15 protein-coding genes and 1 riboswitch are annotated in these 18,715 nt (G+C 40.5%); of the genes, 9 read left to right on the forward strand and 6 right to left on the reverse strand.

Annotated features, from left to right (window positions below; translation table 11 throughout):
- Positions 1 to 47: 47 nt before the first annotated feature.
- Both QNM16_RS12730 and QNM16_RS12735 read right to left on the reverse strand, forming a co-directional pair.
- Positions 48 to 2,084: an ATP-binding protein gene (locus QNM16_RS12730; protein WP_284020832.1), complete on the reverse strand. Its 2,037-nt coding sequence runs from the start codon at positions 2,082 to 2,084 to the stop codon at positions 48 to 50.
- Positions 2,085 to 2,538: 454 nt separating this feature from the next.
- The gene (locus QNM16_RS12735) at positions 2,539 to 4,143 is read right to left on the reverse strand and encodes an isocitrate lyase (RefSeq protein ID WP_284020833.1); all 1,605 of its coding nucleotides are present in this window, start codon (positions 4,141 to 4,143) and stop codon (positions 2,539 to 2,541) included.
- Positions 4,144 to 4,373: 230 nt separating this feature from the next.
- Here QNM16_RS12735 and QNM16_RS12740 point away from each other — a divergent pair, with 230 nt between their 5' ends.
- The 8 genes from QNM16_RS12740 to QNM16_RS12775 all read left to right on the forward strand — a co-directional run bounded on the left by QNM16_RS12740 (position 4,374) and on the right by QNM16_RS12775 (position 13,558).
- Positions 4,374 to 6,551: a malate synthase G gene (locus tag QNM16_RS12740; protein ID WP_284020834.1), complete on the forward strand. Its 2,178-nt coding sequence runs from the start codon at positions 4,374 to 4,376 to the stop codon at positions 6,549 to 6,551.
- A gap of 188 nt (positions 6,552 to 6,739) precedes the next feature.
- Positions 6,740 to 7,588: a MipA/OmpV family protein gene (locus QNM16_RS12745; protein WP_284020835.1), complete on the forward strand. Its 849-nt coding sequence runs from the start codon at positions 6,740 to 6,742 to the stop codon at positions 7,586 to 7,588.
- An 8-nt stretch (positions 7,589 to 7,596) separates the two neighbouring features.
- Entirely contained in the window at positions 7,597 to 7,965 is a 369-nt protein-coding gene (locus QNM16_RS12750; RefSeq protein WP_284020836.1) for a DUF3019 domain-containing protein, read from the forward strand.
- Between the two features lie 10 nt (positions 7,966 to 7,975).
- Positions 7,976 to 8,668, forward strand: coding sequence for a response regulator transcription factor (locus tag QNM16_RS12755; protein WP_284020837.1), 693 nt, complete (start codon positions 7,976 to 7,978; stop codon positions 8,666 to 8,668).
- A gap of 29 nt (positions 8,669 to 8,697) precedes the next feature.
- Positions 8,698 to 9,957 carry an ATP-binding protein gene (locus QNM16_RS12760; protein ID WP_284020838.1) on the forward strand — a complete coding sequence of 420 codons (1,260 nt, stop codon included), beginning with the start codon at positions 8,698 to 8,700 and terminating at the stop codon, positions 9,955 to 9,957.
- A 270-nt stretch (positions 9,958 to 10,227) separates the two neighbouring features.
- Positions 10,228 to 10,326, forward strand: a riboswitch (cyclic di-GMP riboswitch).
- An 88-nt stretch (positions 10,327 to 10,414) separates the two neighbouring features.
- Positions 10,415 to 12,646, forward strand: coding sequence for a DUF4955 domain-containing protein (locus QNM16_RS12765; protein WP_284020839.1), 2,232 nt, complete (start codon positions 10,415 to 10,417; stop codon positions 12,644 to 12,646).
- Between the two features lie 105 nt (positions 12,647 to 12,751).
- Positions 12,752 to 12,922: a hypothetical protein gene (locus QNM16_RS12770; protein ID WP_284020840.1), complete on the forward strand. Its 171-nt coding sequence runs from the start codon at positions 12,752 to 12,754 to the stop codon at positions 12,920 to 12,922.
- 252 nt (positions 12,923 to 13,174) lie between these two features.
- Entirely contained in the window at positions 13,175 to 13,558 is a 384-nt protein-coding gene (locus tag QNM16_RS12775; RefSeq protein ID WP_284020841.1) for a hypothetical protein, read from the forward strand.
- 91 nt (positions 13,559 to 13,649) lie between these two features.
- Here the strand turns inward: QNM16_RS12775 and QNM16_RS12780 are convergent, their stop codons facing one another.
- Together QNM16_RS12780 and QNM16_RS12785 are read right to left on the reverse strand one after the other, a co-directional pair.
- Entirely contained in the window at positions 13,650 to 14,099 is a 450-nt protein-coding gene (locus QNM16_RS12780) for an Hsp20 family protein (RefSeq protein ID WP_284020842.1), read from the reverse strand.
- Between the two features lie 197 nt (positions 14,100 to 14,296).
- Entirely contained in the window at positions 14,297 to 15,874 is a 1,578-nt protein-coding gene (locus tag QNM16_RS12785) for an alkaline phosphatase D family protein (RefSeq protein WP_284020843.1), read from the reverse strand.
- A 467-nt stretch (positions 15,875 to 16,341) separates the two neighbouring features.
- On the opposite strand from QNM16_RS12785, the gene QNM16_RS12790 reads away from it, so the two are divergent.
- Complete coding sequence (locus QNM16_RS12790) at positions 16,342 to 17,049, forward strand: TorF family putative porin (RefSeq protein ID WP_284020844.1); 708 nt, start codon at positions 16,342 to 16,344, stop codon at positions 17,047 to 17,049.
- 56 nt (positions 17,050 to 17,105) lie between these two features.
- Here the strand turns inward: QNM16_RS12790 and QNM16_RS12795 are convergent, their stop codons facing one another.
- Together QNM16_RS12795 and QNM16_RS12800 are read right to left on the reverse strand one after the other, a co-directional pair.
- The gene (locus QNM16_RS12795; RefSeq protein ID WP_039610508.1) at positions 17,106 to 17,831 is read right to left on the reverse strand and encodes a YebC/PmpR family DNA-binding transcriptional regulator; all 726 of its coding nucleotides are present in this window, start codon (positions 17,829 to 17,831) and stop codon (positions 17,106 to 17,108) included.
- Positions 17,832 to 17,953: 122 nt separating this feature from the next.
- A complete protein-coding gene (locus QNM16_RS12800; protein WP_284020845.1) occupies positions 17,954 to 18,559 on the reverse strand; it encodes an HAD family hydrolase in 606 nt (201 codons plus the stop codon).
- Between the last annotated feature and the right edge of the window lie 156 nt (positions 18,560 to 18,715).

Here is an 18,715-nt window from a genome sequence, read left to right on the forward strand (position 1 = left end):
GATCAAAAAAGCCACTATTTTGCATAAGTGGCTTTTTTGATCTTGTTTTATTTAAGTGGTAAAACGATTGAAATATCCAATCCGCCAAGATTACTGCGCTGTATATCAATGGTTCCCGACATGAGCTCTACTAAGCTTTTACAAATAGAAAGACCTAAACCAGACCCTCCGGTTGCCCTGCTTCGTGAACTTTCAACACGATATAGTCGTTCAAATAGTTTGGGGATCTCATCATCTGTAACAGTTGGTGACGAGTCTTCAATTTGTATGTTGAGATGATGCTTATCTTGGTACATTTTGAATACCACTTTTCCTGGACTGTCTGTGTATAAACACGTGTTTTTACACAAGTTATCGACAACTCTATCTAATTTGGGTTTATCGATATTGATAGTCGAACCTTCAGGGATGCTGATTTCACTACTAAAAGTTAGGGCATGGTTTTCAGCCATGCGTTTAATGTCATAACTATAATTTTGCGATAAAGTTTGAACGCATTGGATTTGCTGATTCAAAGCAATTGCATTGTTCTCCGCTTGAGAAAGTTGATATACATCGGTTATCAAAGAGTTTAGCTGAGATATTTTTTCGTTGATTTTGCCATAAGCCTTATTGTTGTCTTCAAACAGGCCATGTTCGAGTGCTTCGATGTGTAGCTTTAAGACACTCAATGGTGTTCTCAGTTCATGAGAGATATCAGCAAGCATTTTTTCTTTTTGTTTTAAGTTTTGTTGGTAAAGCTTTGCGGCTAGGTTTGCTGTTCGGTGTTTAATAAAATAGATATAAGTCAGGAGCAAGCATATAAACAATGCAGCAAGACCTGCAATGAGCCATGACTTTTGCATGAGTTTGGTATGTTTTAGCTCACTTTGCGCAAGGGCTTTTTCTTTTTCAGAAACTTCGAGCTGCTGTCGCTGTACTAAGCTACCAATACTATTACGGTAGGTTTCAGCTTTTTGATTATTAAACTTTTCACTCATTGCTTTGTGCGCTTTAAGAGCTTGGAAAATATGTTTGTACGCTAATTCTAAGTCATCGTTTTGATCAGCGAGATCTGCAGCGACTTCATGAAAGTGAATCGCTAAAGGTGTGTGATGTTCCACATTCACTAGCTTTTCTAACTCCTGAATATAGCCTTGGGCAACATGGGGCTGCTTTAAGTGCAAATAAGCTTGGGATACGCTCGTATAAGCATAAATTAGTTGGATTTGGCTCTGTGCTTTTTTAGCAAAGTCTAAACTTAAATGTGCATTGATAAGTGCAGCATCTCCCTGACCTATTTTCATATAGCTACTGGCAAGCATATGATAAGCTCGAGATAAGTTTTCATTCGCATTGGTTTGTTTTAAGTACTTTAATGCTTCATATATATTGTCAATTGCCACTTGATGGTTGTTGGTTTTGTAAGACACTTGAGATAAACGCAGTGCGCTGTCGGCAATAGCGACCACATTGCCATCTTTTTTATCTTCACCTAACGCCCATCGGAAGAATATTTCTGCTTGTTCATAATCATCGAGCCTGACAGAAATATCTCCTAAGTTATAATAATTACTTGCTTTGATGCCGTGGTCTTGGCTGTCTTTTAAGAAGCTTTGTGCTTTTAGTTGAAACTGCATCGCTTGTGCGAGCTGATTCTTATGATCATATAGGGTGCCTAAATTACTGTAAGCTAACCCTATTAAGGTTTTGTCCTCTAGTTCCTGTGCAGCTTCTAAAGCTTTATAGTAATGCTCTTCCGCTTCTTCAAGTCGAGACATGCGACGGTAGTTAATGCCTTTTTCATTATTAATCGTGCGTATTAACTGAGTATCTAAATAATGATTCTGCTCAATGTGGTTAAGGGTCGATATGGCTTTTTCAAACAGCCCTTGTTTTCGATATATTTCGGCTTGAATTAATAACACTTCCAATGCCTTGTCTTGAGATAAATTTTCTAATCGCCAAGGTTCGATCAAATCCAAAGCGATTTGATATTTCCCTTGCTTCTCAAGTTGCTTTAATTCATCAATATCTATACTTGCTGAGGCTGTATTGGTAGATAATATGCAGGTTAAAAGCAAAGGCACGAATATTTTTTTCATATTTTTTCAAGTTAAATCAAGACGGTTGCATCCTATGCAACAAATGTGTGACAAATATGGATCATGTAAAGGGGGTTTACAGGGAACGAGTAAGTAAAATTGTGCTCTAAGTTTTAATACGTTAGTAAAATTATGATTTAGCAAAGAAAACAGTTAGTAAAAAGTAGATCTCAAAGGGTAGGCAGAGTTGGTAAAAATTTGCTTTATAATAACAGTGGCAAGGTTATTGTTGTTATTCACTGAGTTATTGAGCGCTTTAATGGCATATTTTTGGTTAAAAATTGACATGTTACTCAAATTTTTTCGTTAAATCGGTATTGCGTATGCTCGCTAGTATATTTCTGATCTGTATTTGGGCTAGTAAGTAAAAGTGTGATCTTAAATGCTGCCGTTTGATTTAATAAAGATGAGATGTAGAAAAGGGCCCAGCAGGCCCAAGTTGGGATTAGACTATCTAAAATTGATTCATCGTATTGGCTTCACCACCCGCTTTTAGCGCATTGTCTCCGCTAAAGTACTCTTTGTGCGTATCACCAATATTAGAACCCGCCAAGTCTTGGTGTTTGACTGAAGCTTGCTCTCGGCGTATCTCCTGTCTTTGGACATCTCTGACATACGCGAGCATACCTAAGTCACCAAAATACCCCTCAGCGAGAATATCAGTGCTAAGTGCTACAGTATGGTAGGTTGGTAAAGTAATTAGATGGTGGAATATACCAGCATGAGTCGCGCCATCTAGCTGGAAGCTTTTTACTTTTTCATCGGCTATTTTTGCCAGCTCAGTTGAATCTAGCTCTGGTGCCATGAGTGCTTTCGGGTCAAGTGATGGGTCTGGATAAGATGATAGATCTTTGCCTTGTGCCTTGAGTGCCTCGTAAGCTTGTTCACGGAATTTCAAAGTCCAATTAAACGACGGAGAGTTGTTATACACTAACTTGGCATTAGGTACTTGCTCTCTAATACGATTCACGAGCTCAGCAATTTGCTCAACGTTGGGCTTTTCAGTTTCAATCCAAAGTAGATCAGCGCCCGCTTGCAAACTAGTGACACAATCAAGTACAACTCTGTCTTTTTCAGTGCCTTCTTTAAACTGGTATAGGCCATTGTCTAGACGCACTGGTTTTTGTAGTTGTCCATTTAATTTTATTGCCATATCCCCATCTTGTAATTGGTCTACGTCATGAATGACTTGTGTATCCAAAAATGCAGTATATTGACTCGCGATGTCACCCGCTTCTTTAGAAACAGGGATTTTTTGCGTTAAGCTTGCACCCAGTGAATCTGTTCTGGCGACAATAATGCCATCTTCAACGCCGAGCTCTAAAAATGCATATCGCACAGCATTGATTTTTGACAAAAAGTCTTCGTGTGGCACGGTCACTTTACCAGCCTGGTGGCCACATTGTTTAGCATCTGAGACTTGGTTTTCAATTTGGATTGCACAAGCGCCCGCTTCTATCATCTGTTTCGCTAATAAGTAGGTTGCTTCTTCGTTACCAAACCCTGCATCGATGTCAGCTATGATTGGCACAATATGCGTTTCAAAGTTATCTATTTGAGACTGTAATTGACTCGTATCTTGACCTTTAGCTTTTGCGTCATCGAGCGCCTTGTACAAATGGTCGAGTTCTCTTGCATCAGCTTGCTTTAAAAATGTATAAATCTCTTCAATTAATTTAGGCACCGCGGTTTTTTCGTGCATGCTTTGGTCAGGTAACGGGCCAAATTCAGAGCGCAGCGCAGCGACCATCCAGCCACTGAGATAGACATAAGCACCCTTTGTTGTTTTTTGGTGCCTTTTAATTGCCATCATCATTTGTTGTGCGGTAAAGCCATGCCAGCAGCCAAGAGATTGCGTATATTGTGTTGGATCAGCGTCATAGCAGGCCATATCTTCACGCATTATTTTGGCGGTGTAATTGGCAATATCTAACCCTGTTTTGAAGCGGTTTTGTAAGTGCATTCTGCTGGCATATTCAGGGTTAATAGACTGCCAGTTATTATCTTTGGTAGTACATAAGGTAGTAAAGCGGTCAATTTGAGACTGATAATTGCTCATGATAAATATCCTTCGAACGAGTTGTACACTAAATTAAATTGGTTGTGCCAAAGCGTTTGTGTGAGAGTTGCTGCGGCTTAATTAAACACTAGAACGGCTTTTAAAATTTTTTAAATTTATAGTTGTTATTGTCAGTATATTTATTATGAATGGCTGAAGGGGTTTGTTTTTGGACAAATTGCTTTATTTTTGAATAACCCGTTCAAAAAAATTGCACTAGGAACACAGCTATGAATGCAACCGTGACACAGGCTGGGATGACCATTGATGCTGACTTTTATGACTTTGTGGATCAGGAATTACTTGATGGTTTATCAATAAGCTCTGATTCTTTTTGGCAAGGTTTAGCAAGTATTGTGACCAAGCTCTCACCAAAAAACCATGCTTTGCTCGAGAAGCGCGATGAATTGCAAGCTCAAATTGACAGTTATCATGTCCAAAACCCCAATTGGAATGCTGAAAAATATCGGACATTTTTAGAATCTATCGGTTACCTGTTACCAGAACCCCAAGACTTTGAAATAACGACTGAAGTGTCGGAGCCGGAAATTGCTCATGTTGCAGCACCGCAGCTAGTTGTGCCTGTGAATAACGCGCGTTTTGCGCTCAATGCTGCAAACGCTCGGTGGGGGTCTTTGTATGATGCGCTCTATGGTACTGATTTAATTAGTGAAGAGGATGGAGCTGAGAAAGGTAGCAAATACAATCCCGTACGCGGTTTTAAGGTGATGGCCTATGGCAGACAATTATTAGATAAAATACTACCTTTAAGTACCGGATCTCACATTGAAAGTACGCACTACGGTATAGTCAATGGTGTGTTGATAGTGACTTTGAATGATAGTCGTCAAGTACAGCTTGCAAGCTCGACTCAGTTATTGGGCTATCAGGGACCGCAGCACAATCCTAGGGTGATCTTATTTAAGCACCATGGGCTGCATTTTGAGATCTGTATTGATCATGATGATCCGATCGGAAAAGTGGACAAAGCTGGGATCAAAGATATCATTTTAGAATCGGCGCTGACCACAATTATGGACTGCGAAGACTCTGTGACTGCAGTGGATGCTGAAGATAAAGTTTTGGTTTATCGAAACTGGCTTGGCCTGAATAAAGGCTCTCTTAAAGAGCAATTTCTTAAAGGTGATCAGCAAGTAACGCGATGTTTAAATGGCGATAGAGAGTACATTTCATTGACTGGTGAACCTATCATTTTGAGTGGACGGGCGATGATGTTTGTTCGAAATGTTGGGCATTTAATGACAACGCCTGCCGTTTTTGATGCGGATGGCAATGAAGTGTATGAAGGTATTTTGGATGCAGTTGTAACCTCGACCGCAGCGCTTCATGATTTACAGGGAAATAGTCCGTATAAAAACAGTAAAACAGCCAGCATTAATATAGTAAAACCTAAAATGCATGGACCGGAGGAAGTTGCTTTTACTGCTGAATTATTTGACCAAGTAGAGAATATGCTTGGTTTGCCTAAAAATACCATAAAAATGGGGATCATGGATGAGGAGCGTCGTACGTCGGTGAATTTAAAAGCGTGTATTGAGGCTGCTAAGGCACGTGTTGTATTTATCAATACCGGGTTTTTAGATAGAACAGGTGATGAAATTCATACTTCAATGCTTGCAGGTCCCGTGAAGCCTAAGGAAGACATCAAAACCCAACCTTGGATCTCTGCATATGAGCGACAGAATGTCGAAGTCGGATTAGCAAGCGGATTTAAAGGCCGCGCTCAAATTGGTAAAGGTATGTGGCCTAAGCCTGACGAAATGGCAAACATGATGAATGCAAAAGGGGCGCAGTTGGAAGCTGGTGCAAATACTGCTTGGGTACCCTCACCGACCGCTGCAACACTTCATTCGATCCATTACCATGAAATCGATGTTCAGGCATTGCAAAATACCTTGCTCGATCATCAAAGTCATTGTTTAGATGCGCTACTCATGCCTCCTTTACTGCAAGATGATATGCCTCTTTCCCCCTCTGAGATACAAGCAGAGTTGGACAATAATATTCAAGGTATATTGGGGTATGTGGTGCGCTGGATTGATCAAGGAATAGGGTGTTCAAAAGTACCAGATATATTTCATGTTGGATTAATGGAAGATAGAGCGACATTGAGGATTTCGAGTCAGCATATTGCCAATTGGTTGGAACACCAAATATGTACTCAAGAACAGGTGCTGGCGACATTTGTGAAAATGGCGAGTGTGGTCGATAGCCAAAATAGTTATGATCCCAATTACGTCCCCATGTGTACAGATGGCCATCCAAATTCTAATAGTCTCGCATATCAAGCTGCCATTTCGCTTGTACTTGAAGGAAAGCAACAACCTAACGGCTATACGGAACCTTTATTACATTATTATCGTAGGTTGAAAAAACAGACTCATTAACTTTTATACTATGAGGGCTCTGAGCTAGTTGAGGCAGAGCGCTCTTGTAAACCCCCTTTCCAATTCCCTATTTTATTTTTGTGACTCGTTTTTAGATACAAATTGATACAGTTTGTTATAATCTCATACGCTATTTTTTTCATTAATTCAATACATTAGTTAGCTAATAATAAAGATAAGAAACTGCTATGTACTTTAAAAGAAAGTGGGTGCCTATATGTTTGGCTGCTTCAATTTTTCATTTTCCAGCCGCTTACGCAGAAGAAAAAGCCAGCTTTTGGGAAGGGTTTTCAAATAAGCGCGAAGCAGGCGGATTTCTGTCATTAGGTTTAGGGGTCTCTTATGGCGGAGGATTACTTACAAATATTGCTACTCGGCCAATTTTAAATATCAACGGTAATTATTACTTCGAAAATGGACTTTTTGTTGAAGTGCCTGGTAGTGATAGTAAATTTGAACCGCAATGGGCGATGGGCTACAACCTTTATAATTCTAGCGAGTGGGAGTTTGATGTCATTTTCTCGGCTGCGCATGCACACATTTCTTACTATGGATATGTATCCAACGCCTATGATGAGCGAGATTTGACTGGGTATGTTGGGCTTCGTGTCACTGGTGCCATAGGCAGCTATCAAATTCAAACCATCCTTGCGCCCAAAGCGGATAATAGTGAATATGACGGAGGGGCTTACGCCTCTTTTTGGATTGCGAAATCATGGCAACACAAAAATTGGCACTTTTATAGCTCTATCGGCTTTCAATATCGTAACAGCGCTATGCTTAATTATTACTATGGTGTGCCTTACAAATCAGCAAGAGTAGATCCTTATCAAGCCTCTGGTGGGGTGAATACTAAATTGAAGTTGGGTTTTACGACGCCAGTTGGCAAGCGCTGGGTGGTTGATGGCGCTATTGGATTGACTGATTACGCTACCAGTATTGACGATAGTCCGTATTCGTTAGATGCGCTTAATACCATCTCCAATCGTAGCAGGCTTGGTCGCCATATAAGTGTCACTATGAGCTACGTGTTTTAGGAGGCGAAATGAAAAAATATATTGCTGTTTTTTTCTTTACGCCAGTCCTAGCATTTGCAGCCTCTAACGAGCCACAGTTTATCATTAAGCCTGAGCAATGTGTTGCATTGGAGCAGGGACAAGAATGCTATGTTGATGTTTCTGTGAGCTGGCAAACGAACAGTGTTGGTAACTATTGCTTATTTGCCAACGAGCAGCAGTTGCATTGCTGGCAAAATGTTGCACATGGAAAATGGCAAAGCGAACTTATGATGACGGATAATTTAGCAGTCAGCCTAAAAAACGGCAGTGAAAAAATTATCTTCACCAAAACAATAGAATACGCTTGGATTTATAAAAAAAGAAAAAGCAAAGCGGTACGATGGAGAATGTTTTAAGGATGTGTAGATGAGTCAGTGCAAGGTTGCTTTAGTAGAAGATGATATCGAGTTAGCCCAGTGGATAGCGGATTATCTCAGAGCAAAACAGTACCATGTTGATGTTTATCACGATGGGTTAGTTGGCTTTGAAGCGATTCAAAAGACCAAGCCAGATCTCATTATTTTAGATGGCATGCTACCCAGCATGGACGGCTTAGATGTGTGCAAAGCCTTACGGCAATCAATGCAAAAGCCTATTTTAATGTTGACGGCCAGAGATGAAGAAATTGACGAAATCTTAGGGTTAGAAATGGGCGCTGACGACTATTTAACAAAGCCGGTGAGGGGTCGGTTATTGGAAGCCAGAATGAGGACTTTGCTAAGACGTGCCACAGTGACTAAAGAAGTTAATGATGAAAAATTAGTGATAGGTGCCCTTGAAGTTGATATGGGTAATCGACAAGTGCAACTCGGTGGTCAAAATATTCAAGTATCAAGTAATGAATTTGATGTCTTATGGGTCCTAGCTAAGCACGCAGGGAGCGTCGTAACACGTCAGGATTTAGTGCAGGAGCTGCGAGGTTTTGAGTATGACGGCTTTGATCGCACCATAGATTTACGCGTATCTCGGTTACGGAAAAAGCTCGGTGATACAGAAGCGCCTTACAAAATAGCCACGGTGTGGGGCAAGGGCTATCAGCTGTCTAAGGATACTTGGTAATGTATTTATCTAGAAGGCCGTCTTTTTAAATGTGGCGGTTTGTCATTGCGCTTGTGAGTGTGCTAGTAATCGCAAGCATAGCTCTGGGTCAGGTCTTTGATGTCCTCTATTCCTCAGAGGAGTCTGCACAATCTGATGTATCAGAGCAACTTGCTTTGGCATTGCCATTATTAGAGATAATGGCATCTCAAGAAAGTCATCTCGTTTTCGATAAACAACTTCAACAGAGAGCTCTAGGTAATAGCAATGCATCTATACGCCTTCACGCTATGGATGAGTATCCTTTGCCGACTCAATTACAACAGCAGCTTCAAAGACAAGAGCCTGTATACCTCGAGACGCAGGATCACGTGAAAGTTCATCTGATGACCAGTGAGCAGAATATTTTGGTTTATCAGTATAATAAGTTGGCTGAACAAGATGATTACCGCCTTTCTTTAACGCTTATTTTTTACTTTCTTCTCGTCATCATTTTAGTGCTTTTCTTAACCCCTTTTGTTCGTCGGCTAATGCATTTGAGCGATACAGCCGCCAAATTTGGTGATGGCCAATTAGATATTAGGTTAAAGGTGGGTACGCTTTGGTATATTCGAGATATTGAGCTGTCATTTAATCAGATGGCAAACAAGATTAACCTGCTCATGGATGATATTAAATTACTTGCTGGTGGGTTATCCCATGAGTTAAGGACGCCATTGGCCCGAATACGCATGGGCCTAGATACCATTGTCGAAACACAAGATGAAGCGCTTAGGACTAAATACGAAGCGCGCGTAAACCAGCAATTAGATGATATGGAAGGCTTGCTTATTCATATGTTGGATTTTGCGAGGTTGCAGCATAGTTTAGATGAGGCCAACCCTCAGCCGCTTGATCTGGTCACGGCACTCCCTAGCTTGGTTGATCTCTCTTTTGATGGTGCCGTTGAGCTTAATATCACACCGCAACAAGCGCTAATTCATGTTGATCAACGTTATTTTTCTATGGCTATCTCTAATATCATTGATAATGCGCTGAAGTATGGATATAGCCGTTGTGTGGTGACGTTAACGCAAGAGAAAAATGAGTATGTGGTTGTAATCAGTGATGATGGAAACGGCATTGATGCGAGCAAAGTAGCAGAAGTGTTTAAACCATTTGTCAGGCTTAACCGCCAGCACTGCACTGGATTTGGAATTGGTTTAGCATTCAGTGCCAAAATTATTGCGCGCTATCGAGGGGAAATATCCGCGGGCGTTTGCGCAGAACTAGGGGGGGCCTGTATAACTGTGAAGTTCCCTGCCTTATAAAATGCGCTTATATTGGTGAATAATTATGCTGACGATTTTATTGTGGTAATTGGCATTTGAGCTTTGATGGGTCTAAAACTTCCCTTGTTTTGTAAACAAAATAGTACCTAGTACGCTGATATTGGTACCTTTAAAAGGGAATATTTTATCTGTCACATAAGTTTAATAATTTATAATTCCTGTTCGTACAACGGATTAGGATTTTTGCTCTAATTTGTGTTTGACCAATTTGGAACCTTCCTATACATTCCTCCTGAAATTTACACAAACTGTAGTTACTGGCAAACTAGGTGAAAGCCTAGGACGCAAAGCTTCCGGTCTAAATGCGCTGTATATTCATGCAATGCACACGATAGCGGGGTTGCTTCATAGTTAGGGACACTGTGAATATTCAAGAGGGATGTGACTGCCAGATCTACTCAATACCACTACCGAACGTAGTTATTTGAGGATAGATATGAAAACATTTTCTAATAAATCATTACTTGTAGCACTATGCGCTGCGACAGGTTGGTTTCCAATGCAAGGCTATGCAAACGATTTCTGGCATAGCTACCTAGATTCTAGATCATCACAATCAGATCTAAGAGATCCAAACACGCAAATAACAGATGATCAGATCATCTCTAATTTTTCATACGCGGGCTACCAGTTCTCAAACCAAGCGATCCCGAGTATCAATGATCTGGGTTACCGTATTTTTGATGTAACTGGCTACGGTGCAGATATTGCCCCAGGCCGTTCGGACAAGCAAGCGGTACGTGATGCCATTATCGCAGCTGAAAAGCATATTGATGAGGGGGGGAAAGGCGCAGTTATTTATTTCCCTAACGGTACGTATGATTTGAACACTGTGTCTGATGTTGCCGATATAGATAAGTCAGATACTGTTGAAGGTCGTAAGAGTCGTGAAAGCGCAACAATCAAAGTATCACGTGGCAATATGATATTGCGTGGTGAGAGCCAGCTGAGTATTTTAAAAATGGACCAGCATTTAGATTTAGTTTATCCAAATAAAATGTGGACAAGTCCTTATCTATTTGAGATTGGTTATAACTACGCTAACCGTGACCCTAAAGTAAAAAGTGTGCGCGAGTCGGTAACCTCTCCTAGCAAAGAGCGTTTTATTACTGATATTACTTCTAGCCACCCTAGACAATCTACACGTTCTGTACAAGTTCGTGATGCATCTTTGCTTAAAGTAGGTCAGTGGGTACAACTGTCTCGTTTTGACCCTCGCCCAGAGACGATTGCCAAAGCATTATCACCTTATAAGTTAGATGGTAAGTGGGGCATGATCAAAAAAGGGGTTCGCTCACAAGAGTTTCATCAAATCACTGCCATTGAAGGCAATGAAGTGACATTCGCCGCGGTTATTCATCATGATGTTGAAAACGATGGATATTGGGGCTTGAAACAAGCACGTCTGGTACAAAATATCGGTGTTGAAAACCTGACAATTCAAGGTAATTGGCAGGAAGCATTTAAACATCATAAAAGTGGTGTGCATGATGGCGGGTGGAGCGCTATTCGTTTCTCTCGCGTGGCACATGCATGGCTTAAAAACGTGGAGTTTATCGACTTAAACCAAGGTGTTTCTGTGGTAAACAGTGCTGCTATGACCCTAAAAGACTTAGCGTTTACTGGTAACCCAGGCCATATCAGCTTGGACATTAATGCATCGACCCATGTTTTGGCACAAAACATTGATGATCAAGCTGAGCACTGGCATGCGGCGGGCTTTTCTCATAAAGCGGCGGGTAACGTAATTTCTGGTTCGACGCACTCGCCTGACCGCTTCCATAACTTGCATGCCAATATGCCTTACAGCAATTTAATTGAAAACAGTACTGGGGGTTGGAATTATGGCTTTATGGGCGGCTCTGTCGGTGCACAACCTAACCACCTTAAGCATTTAGTATTTTGGAACATCACAAACACAGCACAAAACGAGTCAATTGATAAGTGGGCGTTTATGCGCCACGACAGCAAGTACGGTCGTGTGATCATGCCATATGTAGTTGGCTTAAAGGGTGCTGGATTTAATGGCTTTGAGAGTCAGCAAAGATATGACACAAGTTTGGCTGATAAGCCACAAGCACATGTGCAAAGTCACACTGATATCGAAAGTTTATACGCGCAACAGTTACAGCAACGTCGCTGTGCAAAAAAAGTGACTGGTGACAATTTAATAGGTGCTTGGTCATTGAAAGGCAGTGTATGTGACCTGTCAGGCCATGGGCAAGACGGCAAAGTATATGGTGAATACCAAGGTACATTTAATGGCGTTGATCAGCGCATTGAGCTTGGAGACATCGACCAATTTAGCAAAATTGATCTTGAGTTTAAATACGATAACTTCAGCACAACTAAAACGGGTTTCATGTTATCGAAAGGCAATTACGGTACACAAAACGCATATTACATCCAAGTAAATAAAGAAGGGGTGATTAGTGCCCGTATCAATGGCAAAGGCGTTAATGCTGGTAATTTTGCTGATGGTAAATGGCACAAACTTGAAATGCAGTTAGAGGGTAACGTCTTATCACTGAGCATTGATGGTCAGTCAATGGGCAGCAAGAGCATTGTGCTACCAACGCAAAATGACGTGCCACTTAGCATTGGCTCTACACCAAAGAACACTTACCCGTTCAAAGGTGAAGTGAGAAACGTTCGCGTATATCGCTAATTTTTAAAGGGTGCCTACCAAGCTGGATAAAAGTGTTTGGCACCTAATTTCAAGATTTATTTGGCCAGAATAGACGGCCGACAAGATAGTAGTAAGGTATTAAACATGACAACATTACCTCCATATAAAAAGTATGCAATCGTGGCTCTAGCGTTAGTATTTGGCTGGTTCTCAACCTTTATGATTAATGGTATTGAAGTTAACGAAACCTCTATGTATTGCTTAAAGCTTAAAGATAAAGCAAACATGGATTTATGTAGCAAAGACATACTGTAAAGTTGATTGTGAGGCTCGGTGCATACCTAATGTGCCGAGTACTATATCGCAACTTTAGGTGTTGCTTATTTTAATTTACTTTTTTCAATTGAATAACTTTATTAGCCCCACCCTGCTCAATTTAAACCCTTTTTAAATATATTATTAGATCTTCAGCTCTTGAGTAGTTGATTAAATAGTCTACACATTGTTACAAATTTTGGTTATCTAGTTTGCTATATTCAATGTCCAATTGGAATGTGTGAGACTGTTTTGAAAAACTGTAAACAGAGTTTAGTGTTATTGGTTGTTGTGGGTTTGAGTGGTTGTGTTTTTGCACCGAAAAAAACGACCTATTTAGATGAGCATTGCGATATTGTGCGAGAAAAAACGGATATCGATGTCATCATCTTTGCTGATGAAGCATCGAATGTGGCGCCTTATTATCCGAATGATATTTATATTCCTGCGTTGGTGGCCGCAACAACAGCTGCATTTTCATCAATTGCTTATATATATGACAATATACAGGACTCAATTGAGTACAAAGAACAGTGCGGTGACAGAGCACACTCGGAGCAAGGTGCAAAAGGCACTGCGGAATCTGCAAAGTCATGTTCAGATAGTGACCTGTGTGGAATCGAAAGAAAGCGATGAGTGATATTTTGTAAAGGGGGTTTACGGCAACAGAAAAAGCCGCATATAGCGACTTTATCCAAGGGGTAATCAAATAGGTTGTTTGTTGAGTCTAGCTCTCGTTTTCGAGCAATTTACCTTTGCCAATTTCAATTTTTCTTGGCTTTAATGCTTCTGGCACTTCTCTTTCTAATTTGACTACCAGTAAACCATTTTCTAATTCTGCACCAATGACTCGAACATGATCTCCTAATTGAAAGCTTTGTTCGAAATTACGTTCAGCGATGCCTTGGTGTATAAATTTACGCTCTGCACTGTCTTCTTTATTGGCTTTTTGACCTTTGATTCTGAGCGTATTGTTCTCTGACTCTATGTGAAGTTCATCTTCGCTGAAACCGGCCACAGCCATGGTGATTTGGTACTTGTCTTGGTCTAGTGCTTCGATGTTGTATGGTGGATAACTTGCCTGCTTGCCATCGTGGGCAGCGCGGTCCATAAGTGATGCTAAATGATCGAAGCCAATGAATGAACGGTATAGTGGAGTTAGATCTACGTTGCGCATAATAATATCCTCTTAATAAGCGATAATGTTTGTTTACCCTTCTTTTGAACGGATAAACAAACTAAAAAAATAACATTTGTTTTGGTTGGGACCCTGTCGGCGTCCTCACAATACTATCTATGGACGGGGCAAATAGTTTTCAAGGAAAAAATTAAAAAAAATTTAAAAGCCCATTTATAGGGCTTCTCCGGGTGGTTTTAGCATAGTTTTGATTTTCCTGAGTGCACAGTAAAGCGTTTTCCAACATGCACTTGGTCATTTTTAAATCCAACAAAAGGCACGTGATGCCAATTAGCTTGTAGTCGCTCCTCGTTGATCTCCAATGTTACAAACCCTCGGTTTGCGAGATCAACATAGCGAATATGTGGGTTTTCAGGCATTAAAATTTTGCCAACGTCTCCGACTAGCTGCTGTAGTCCCGGCACAGGAATAGAAGGTGAGGTCACTGATGAAGTCACGATTTCCACAGCGACGGCACCATCATGGGTAAAGCGGTTATATTTTTGCCAGTCGTAAGGGTCTTTACAGATGTTAGCTGCCCAAGACGAATGCACATCACCGGTCAATATAACGGCGTTATTGATGTGATTGTGCTCAATAAAATCTAATAGCCGGTTTCTGGCTGCTGGGTATCCATCCCAAGAATCGGTATTAATAGGCTTACCCAGCATTTGAATTTGCATCATTTGTACTTGCTGGCCAATTAACTGCCATGTTACGCCATTGCGTTTGGCATCTAACAAGTTGTCTTGTAGCCACTGTTCTTGCTCATAGCCGAGCAAGGTTCGCTGTTCGTCGAGGCGTGCTGGGTCTTTTACATCGACTTGTTGATCTCTACCAATAAAGCGCGTGTCTAACATATTTAGTTCAGCTAGATTACCAAATCGAAAACGACGATATGCTTTTTCTCTATTAGTGTGTTGAGGCTCTCTTATTGGCATCCACTCATAATAGGCTTGAATGGCGGCACGGCTGCGCGCTTGCCATGTGCCCTCTCCATCATTATGGTTTTTTGCACCTTCTCGCCATGTGTCATTAGTAAACTCATGGTCATCCCAAATACAGATCATCGGGTGGGTTTGATGCAGCTTTTGCAGATCAGTATCTGTTTTGTAGCACGCATGCCTTTGGCGGTAGTCGGATAATGTCACCATTTCGTGATTTGGTGTTACTTTACGATTCCATAAAAAAGGATTTCTGTAGATGTCTTTATTGCCATATTCGTATAAATAATCACCCAGATGCAGTACAGCGTCTAAGTCTACAATTTCTGCTATACGGGCATACACGTTAAAGTAGCCGTAACTGAAGTGAGAGCATGATGCCATTGCTAATTTGATATTGTTGACATCATATTCTGGTAGAGTTTTGGTTTTCCCTGTTGGTGAGATAAGTGGTTCATCGAGCTCATCGATAATAAACCGATACACATACCGTGTGTTTTCTTGTAGGCCTTTGGCATCTACTTTTACCGTAAAATCTTGTGCTTGGCTCGTTATCACGTGACCACTGGAGACGATGTTAGAAAAACTGCTTTCAGTTGCAACTTGCCAAATTACTTTCACTGTCAATGTGTCGATATCAACACGCTCTTTTACTTCTTTTGGAATGGTTATCCTAGTCCACAATATCACGCTATTTGATAAGGGATCACCACTGGCTACTCCATGGCTGAAAGGGTTCTCTGAAAAGGTGCAGCCTGATAGAGATAGACTCAATGGTAAGCTTGAGATGATCATGCTGTTTTTAACAAACTGGCGACGGGAAATATTCATAAGTAATTACTCTAATTTTAGTGTTTTTTATCTATTAAACCGCGCAATTGTTAAATTTTTATTTCTTAACTTTGGTTTTAGAGGTGAGTAAAAATTTATAAATGTAATTTTTTAAATAGTATAATTATTGTCCTTATATTACTCAGTGGCACGATGAGTACTATTTAAATAACAAAAATGATAAGATTAAGTGATTAAAAATAAGGTGTTACGTAAAAAATGATACTTTTATATGGGTTAACTTTCACTAAATAGCATCGTCTTTAATCGATAATGTTGTCTCGTACTTGTTGTGTATTAAGTAACTTTACAGGCTTAAATATTAATTTATTGATCTTCTCGTGAGGAAGCATATTGTTTAACCAGTGAGTTACACTAAACTTGTTGCACATGCAGTATGTAGATAGCGCTATTATGACTTTTAAACTAAATAGGTTCGGTAATACCGTACGTTTGAGATAAATATTATGAAAAAAAATCTGCGACTCACTTTATCCACATTGTCTGTTCTAATGGTAACAAATACGGTTATTGCGAGTGATTGGTCTTCAACTATTACTGGTGCATCGGACTATACATTTAATGGTATCAGCCAAACTGAAAATGACTTTGCACTGCAAGCCAGTCTCGATTATAGCAACTCTAAAACTAACTGGTATGCAGGCTCTTGGGCTTCAAATGTTGACTTTGACAATGGTACAGATGTTGAAGTAGACGTCTATTTTGGCAGGACGTGGACGCTGACAGAGTCGCTTAGCTTAGATACTGGGATTGCTTATTATAGTTACCATGGTGGCGATGACTCTAGTGACAGCAATTATCCAGAAGCATACACAAAGTTTGGTTTTGATAATGCACTCGGTACTACTGAATTTAATTTCTGGTACAGCTGGGATTATGCGGGTTTAGATGAAAAACATACCATAACAACCCTATCTCATACGTTTGAAGTGGCTGAGAATCATGATATCTCTGTAAGCTATACGGTATCTAATTATGTGGGTGGAGATCAGACTTGGGATGGTACAGATAGTTCTTACCATCATTATGAAATCGCATATTCCACCAGCCTATCGGGCTTTGATTTAGCCATTGCCGCTGAAGATACTTCAATTGATTCGGATACATCGGACGAACGCATTGCGTTTTCAGTGTCACGAACCTTTGATCTTTAATTTTTATGCATAAAAAAAGCCGGACGTTTTCCGGCTTTTTTAAGTAATTTTATCGATTACTTTTTCACGATAGCATTGTGATAAACGTTTTGTACATCGTCACAGTCTTCAAGCATACCCATGAACTTTTCGAAGTTAGCAATATCATCTTCGTTCTCGATTTCTACATGTGTTTGTGGGATCCATGTAATTTCGTCTACTTCGAATGTAATGCCTTCAAATGCTTCAGTTAATGCAGTTTTTGCTTTAAAGTACTCAGTGTTAGGCGCAAATACTGATACTTTACCGTCTTCAACTTCTACATCAGTCACGTCAACGTCAGCCATCATCAATGCTTCTAGTACTGCTTCATCATCGTCACCTGCAAATCCTAAAATTGCAAAGTGATCAAACATGTGTGCAACACAGCCTGGGCTACCAATTTTTGAGTCCGTTTTAGTAAACGGTAGACGTACATCTTTGATTGTACGATTTGGGTTGTCAGTTAAGCAGTCAACGATAACCATGCAGTTACCTGGGCCATAACCCTCATAACGTGCTGGAGAGTAATCTTCACCAGCGCCACCAGCAGCTTTTTCGATTGCTTTATCAATAACGTGTGCTGGAACCTGATCTTTTTTAGCTTTTTCGATCAAACGACGAAGGGATAGATTTGTTTCAGGATCTGCGCCACCATTTTTAGCAACTACATAGATCTCTTTACCATATTTTGAGTTAACTTTAGTTTTTGCCGCTGCCGTCTTTGCCATGGCGTTTTTGCGGACTTCAAATGCTCTACCCATCTTAATTCTCGTTATTTGAAATTCAATTGCACAAGATTCTAACAAGACTCGACGCGTTGGGCTATACCCTATCGGGCATGAGCTTGGTGATATGACGGGTTTATTACGATAAAACGAGTATGTCAGGCTAATTGGTGTTGAAAATTGAGGTTGTTTTGCTCTATCAACGGTAAAAAAGCTTCCCAATGACGAAATGTCATGTCTGCTTGTTTCGCATAATCAGGTGTTATTTCTGGTGTGTATAAACAAGATATCATGCTGGCATTGTTTGCAGCCTCGATGTCGTACAAGTAGTCTCCGACATACATGCACGCACTATTTTTTAATCCCCACTGATGCGCAACAAGATTAAGTGCCGCTGGGTTGGGCTTAGCTGGTGCATCATCACGTGTCAGAATGAGTTCAATAGGCATCTTGCATCGTTCAAGCTTTATTTTTGCTGCTTTTGCAAAATTACGTGTGACGATGGCCATAGGGTAACCTTTGCTATGAAGTGCATCAATAGATTGCTTAACACCAGGTAAAAACTCAGCTTGATGCGCATCTTGCATCTCATGCTGATGAATGAGTGACATGGCTTCTTCACGCATATAAGGTGATGGTAGCGCCTCGATGAACTCGAGCAGATCTTCATCTCTTGGGCAGCCTAGCTGGGCTTTCATCATTGCGAAATCTAAATTGGAGGTCACCAAGGTCCCATCCAAGTCGAATATAATTCCTTTAATCATGTGCTTCTTACCTCGTATTCCGTAGCAAGACACTCTGCCTGCCTTTAACCATAGAGTACGTCATATAAGGTTGCAAAGATCACAGTAAAAAATAATCAACAGATGTCACAGGACTTACCTATGGGTCATAAAAATTGTGTAATAAATCTGTTCAAT

This window comes from Pseudoalteromonas umbrosa (genome assembly GCF_030125375.1).
GTDB classification, from domain to species: Bacteria; Pseudomonadota; Gammaproteobacteria; order Enterobacterales; family Alteromonadaceae; genus Pseudoalteromonas; species Pseudoalteromonas umbrosa.

Bases quoted from the DNA above. Each gene is read 5' to 3' on its own strand.
- QNM16_RS12755 (WP_284020837.1), top strand. From the start codon at position 7,976: ATGAGTCAGTGCAAGGTTGCTTTAGTAGAAGATGATATCGAGTTAGCC.
- QNM16_RS12800 (WP_284020845.1), bottom strand. From the start codon at position 18,559: ATGATTAAAGGAATTATATTCGACTTGGATGGGACCTTGGTGACCTCC.
- QNM16_RS12760 (WP_284020838.1), top strand. From the start codon at position 8,698: ATGTGGCGGTTTGTCATTGCGCTTGTGAGTGTGCTAGTAATCGCAAGC.
- QNM16_RS12780 (WP_284020842.1), bottom strand. From the start codon at position 14,099: ATGCGCAACGTAGATCTAACTCCACTATACCGTTCATTCATTGGCTTC.
- QNM16_RS12770 (WP_284020840.1), top strand. From the start codon at position 12,752: ATGACAACATTACCTCCATATAAAAAGTATGCAATCGTGGCTCTAGCG.
- QNM16_RS12790 (WP_284020844.1), top strand. From the start codon at position 16,342: ATGAAAAAAAATCTGCGACTCACTTTATCCACATTGTCTGTTCTAATG.
- QNM16_RS12740 (WP_284020834.1), top strand. From the start codon at position 4,374: ATGAATGCAACCGTGACACAGGCTGGGATGACCATTGATGCTGACTTT.
- QNM16_RS12750 (WP_284020836.1), top strand. From the start codon at position 7,597: ATGAAAAAATATATTGCTGTTTTTTTCTTTACGCCAGTCCTAGCATTT.
- QNM16_RS12765 (WP_284020839.1), top strand. From the start codon at position 10,415: ATGAAAACATTTTCTAATAAATCATTACTTGTAGCACTATGCGCTGCG.
- QNM16_RS12745 (WP_284020835.1), top strand. From the start codon at position 6,740: ATGTACTTTAAAAGAAAGTGGGTGCCTATATGTTTGGCTGCTTCAATT.
- QNM16_RS12730 (WP_284020832.1), bottom strand. From the start codon at position 2,084: ATGAAAAAAATATTCGTGCCTTTGCTTTTAACCTGCATATTATCTACC.
- QNM16_RS12795 (WP_039610508.1), bottom strand. From the start codon at position 17,831: ATGGGTAGAGCATTTGAAGTCCGCAAAAACGCCATGGCAAAGACGGCA.
- QNM16_RS12735 (WP_284020833.1), bottom strand. From the start codon at position 4,143: ATGAGCAATTATCAGTCTCAAATTGACCGCTTTACTACCTTATGTACT.
- QNM16_RS12785 (WP_284020843.1), bottom strand. From the start codon at position 15,874: ATGAATATTTCCCGTCGCCAGTTTGTTAAAAACAGCATGATCATCTCA.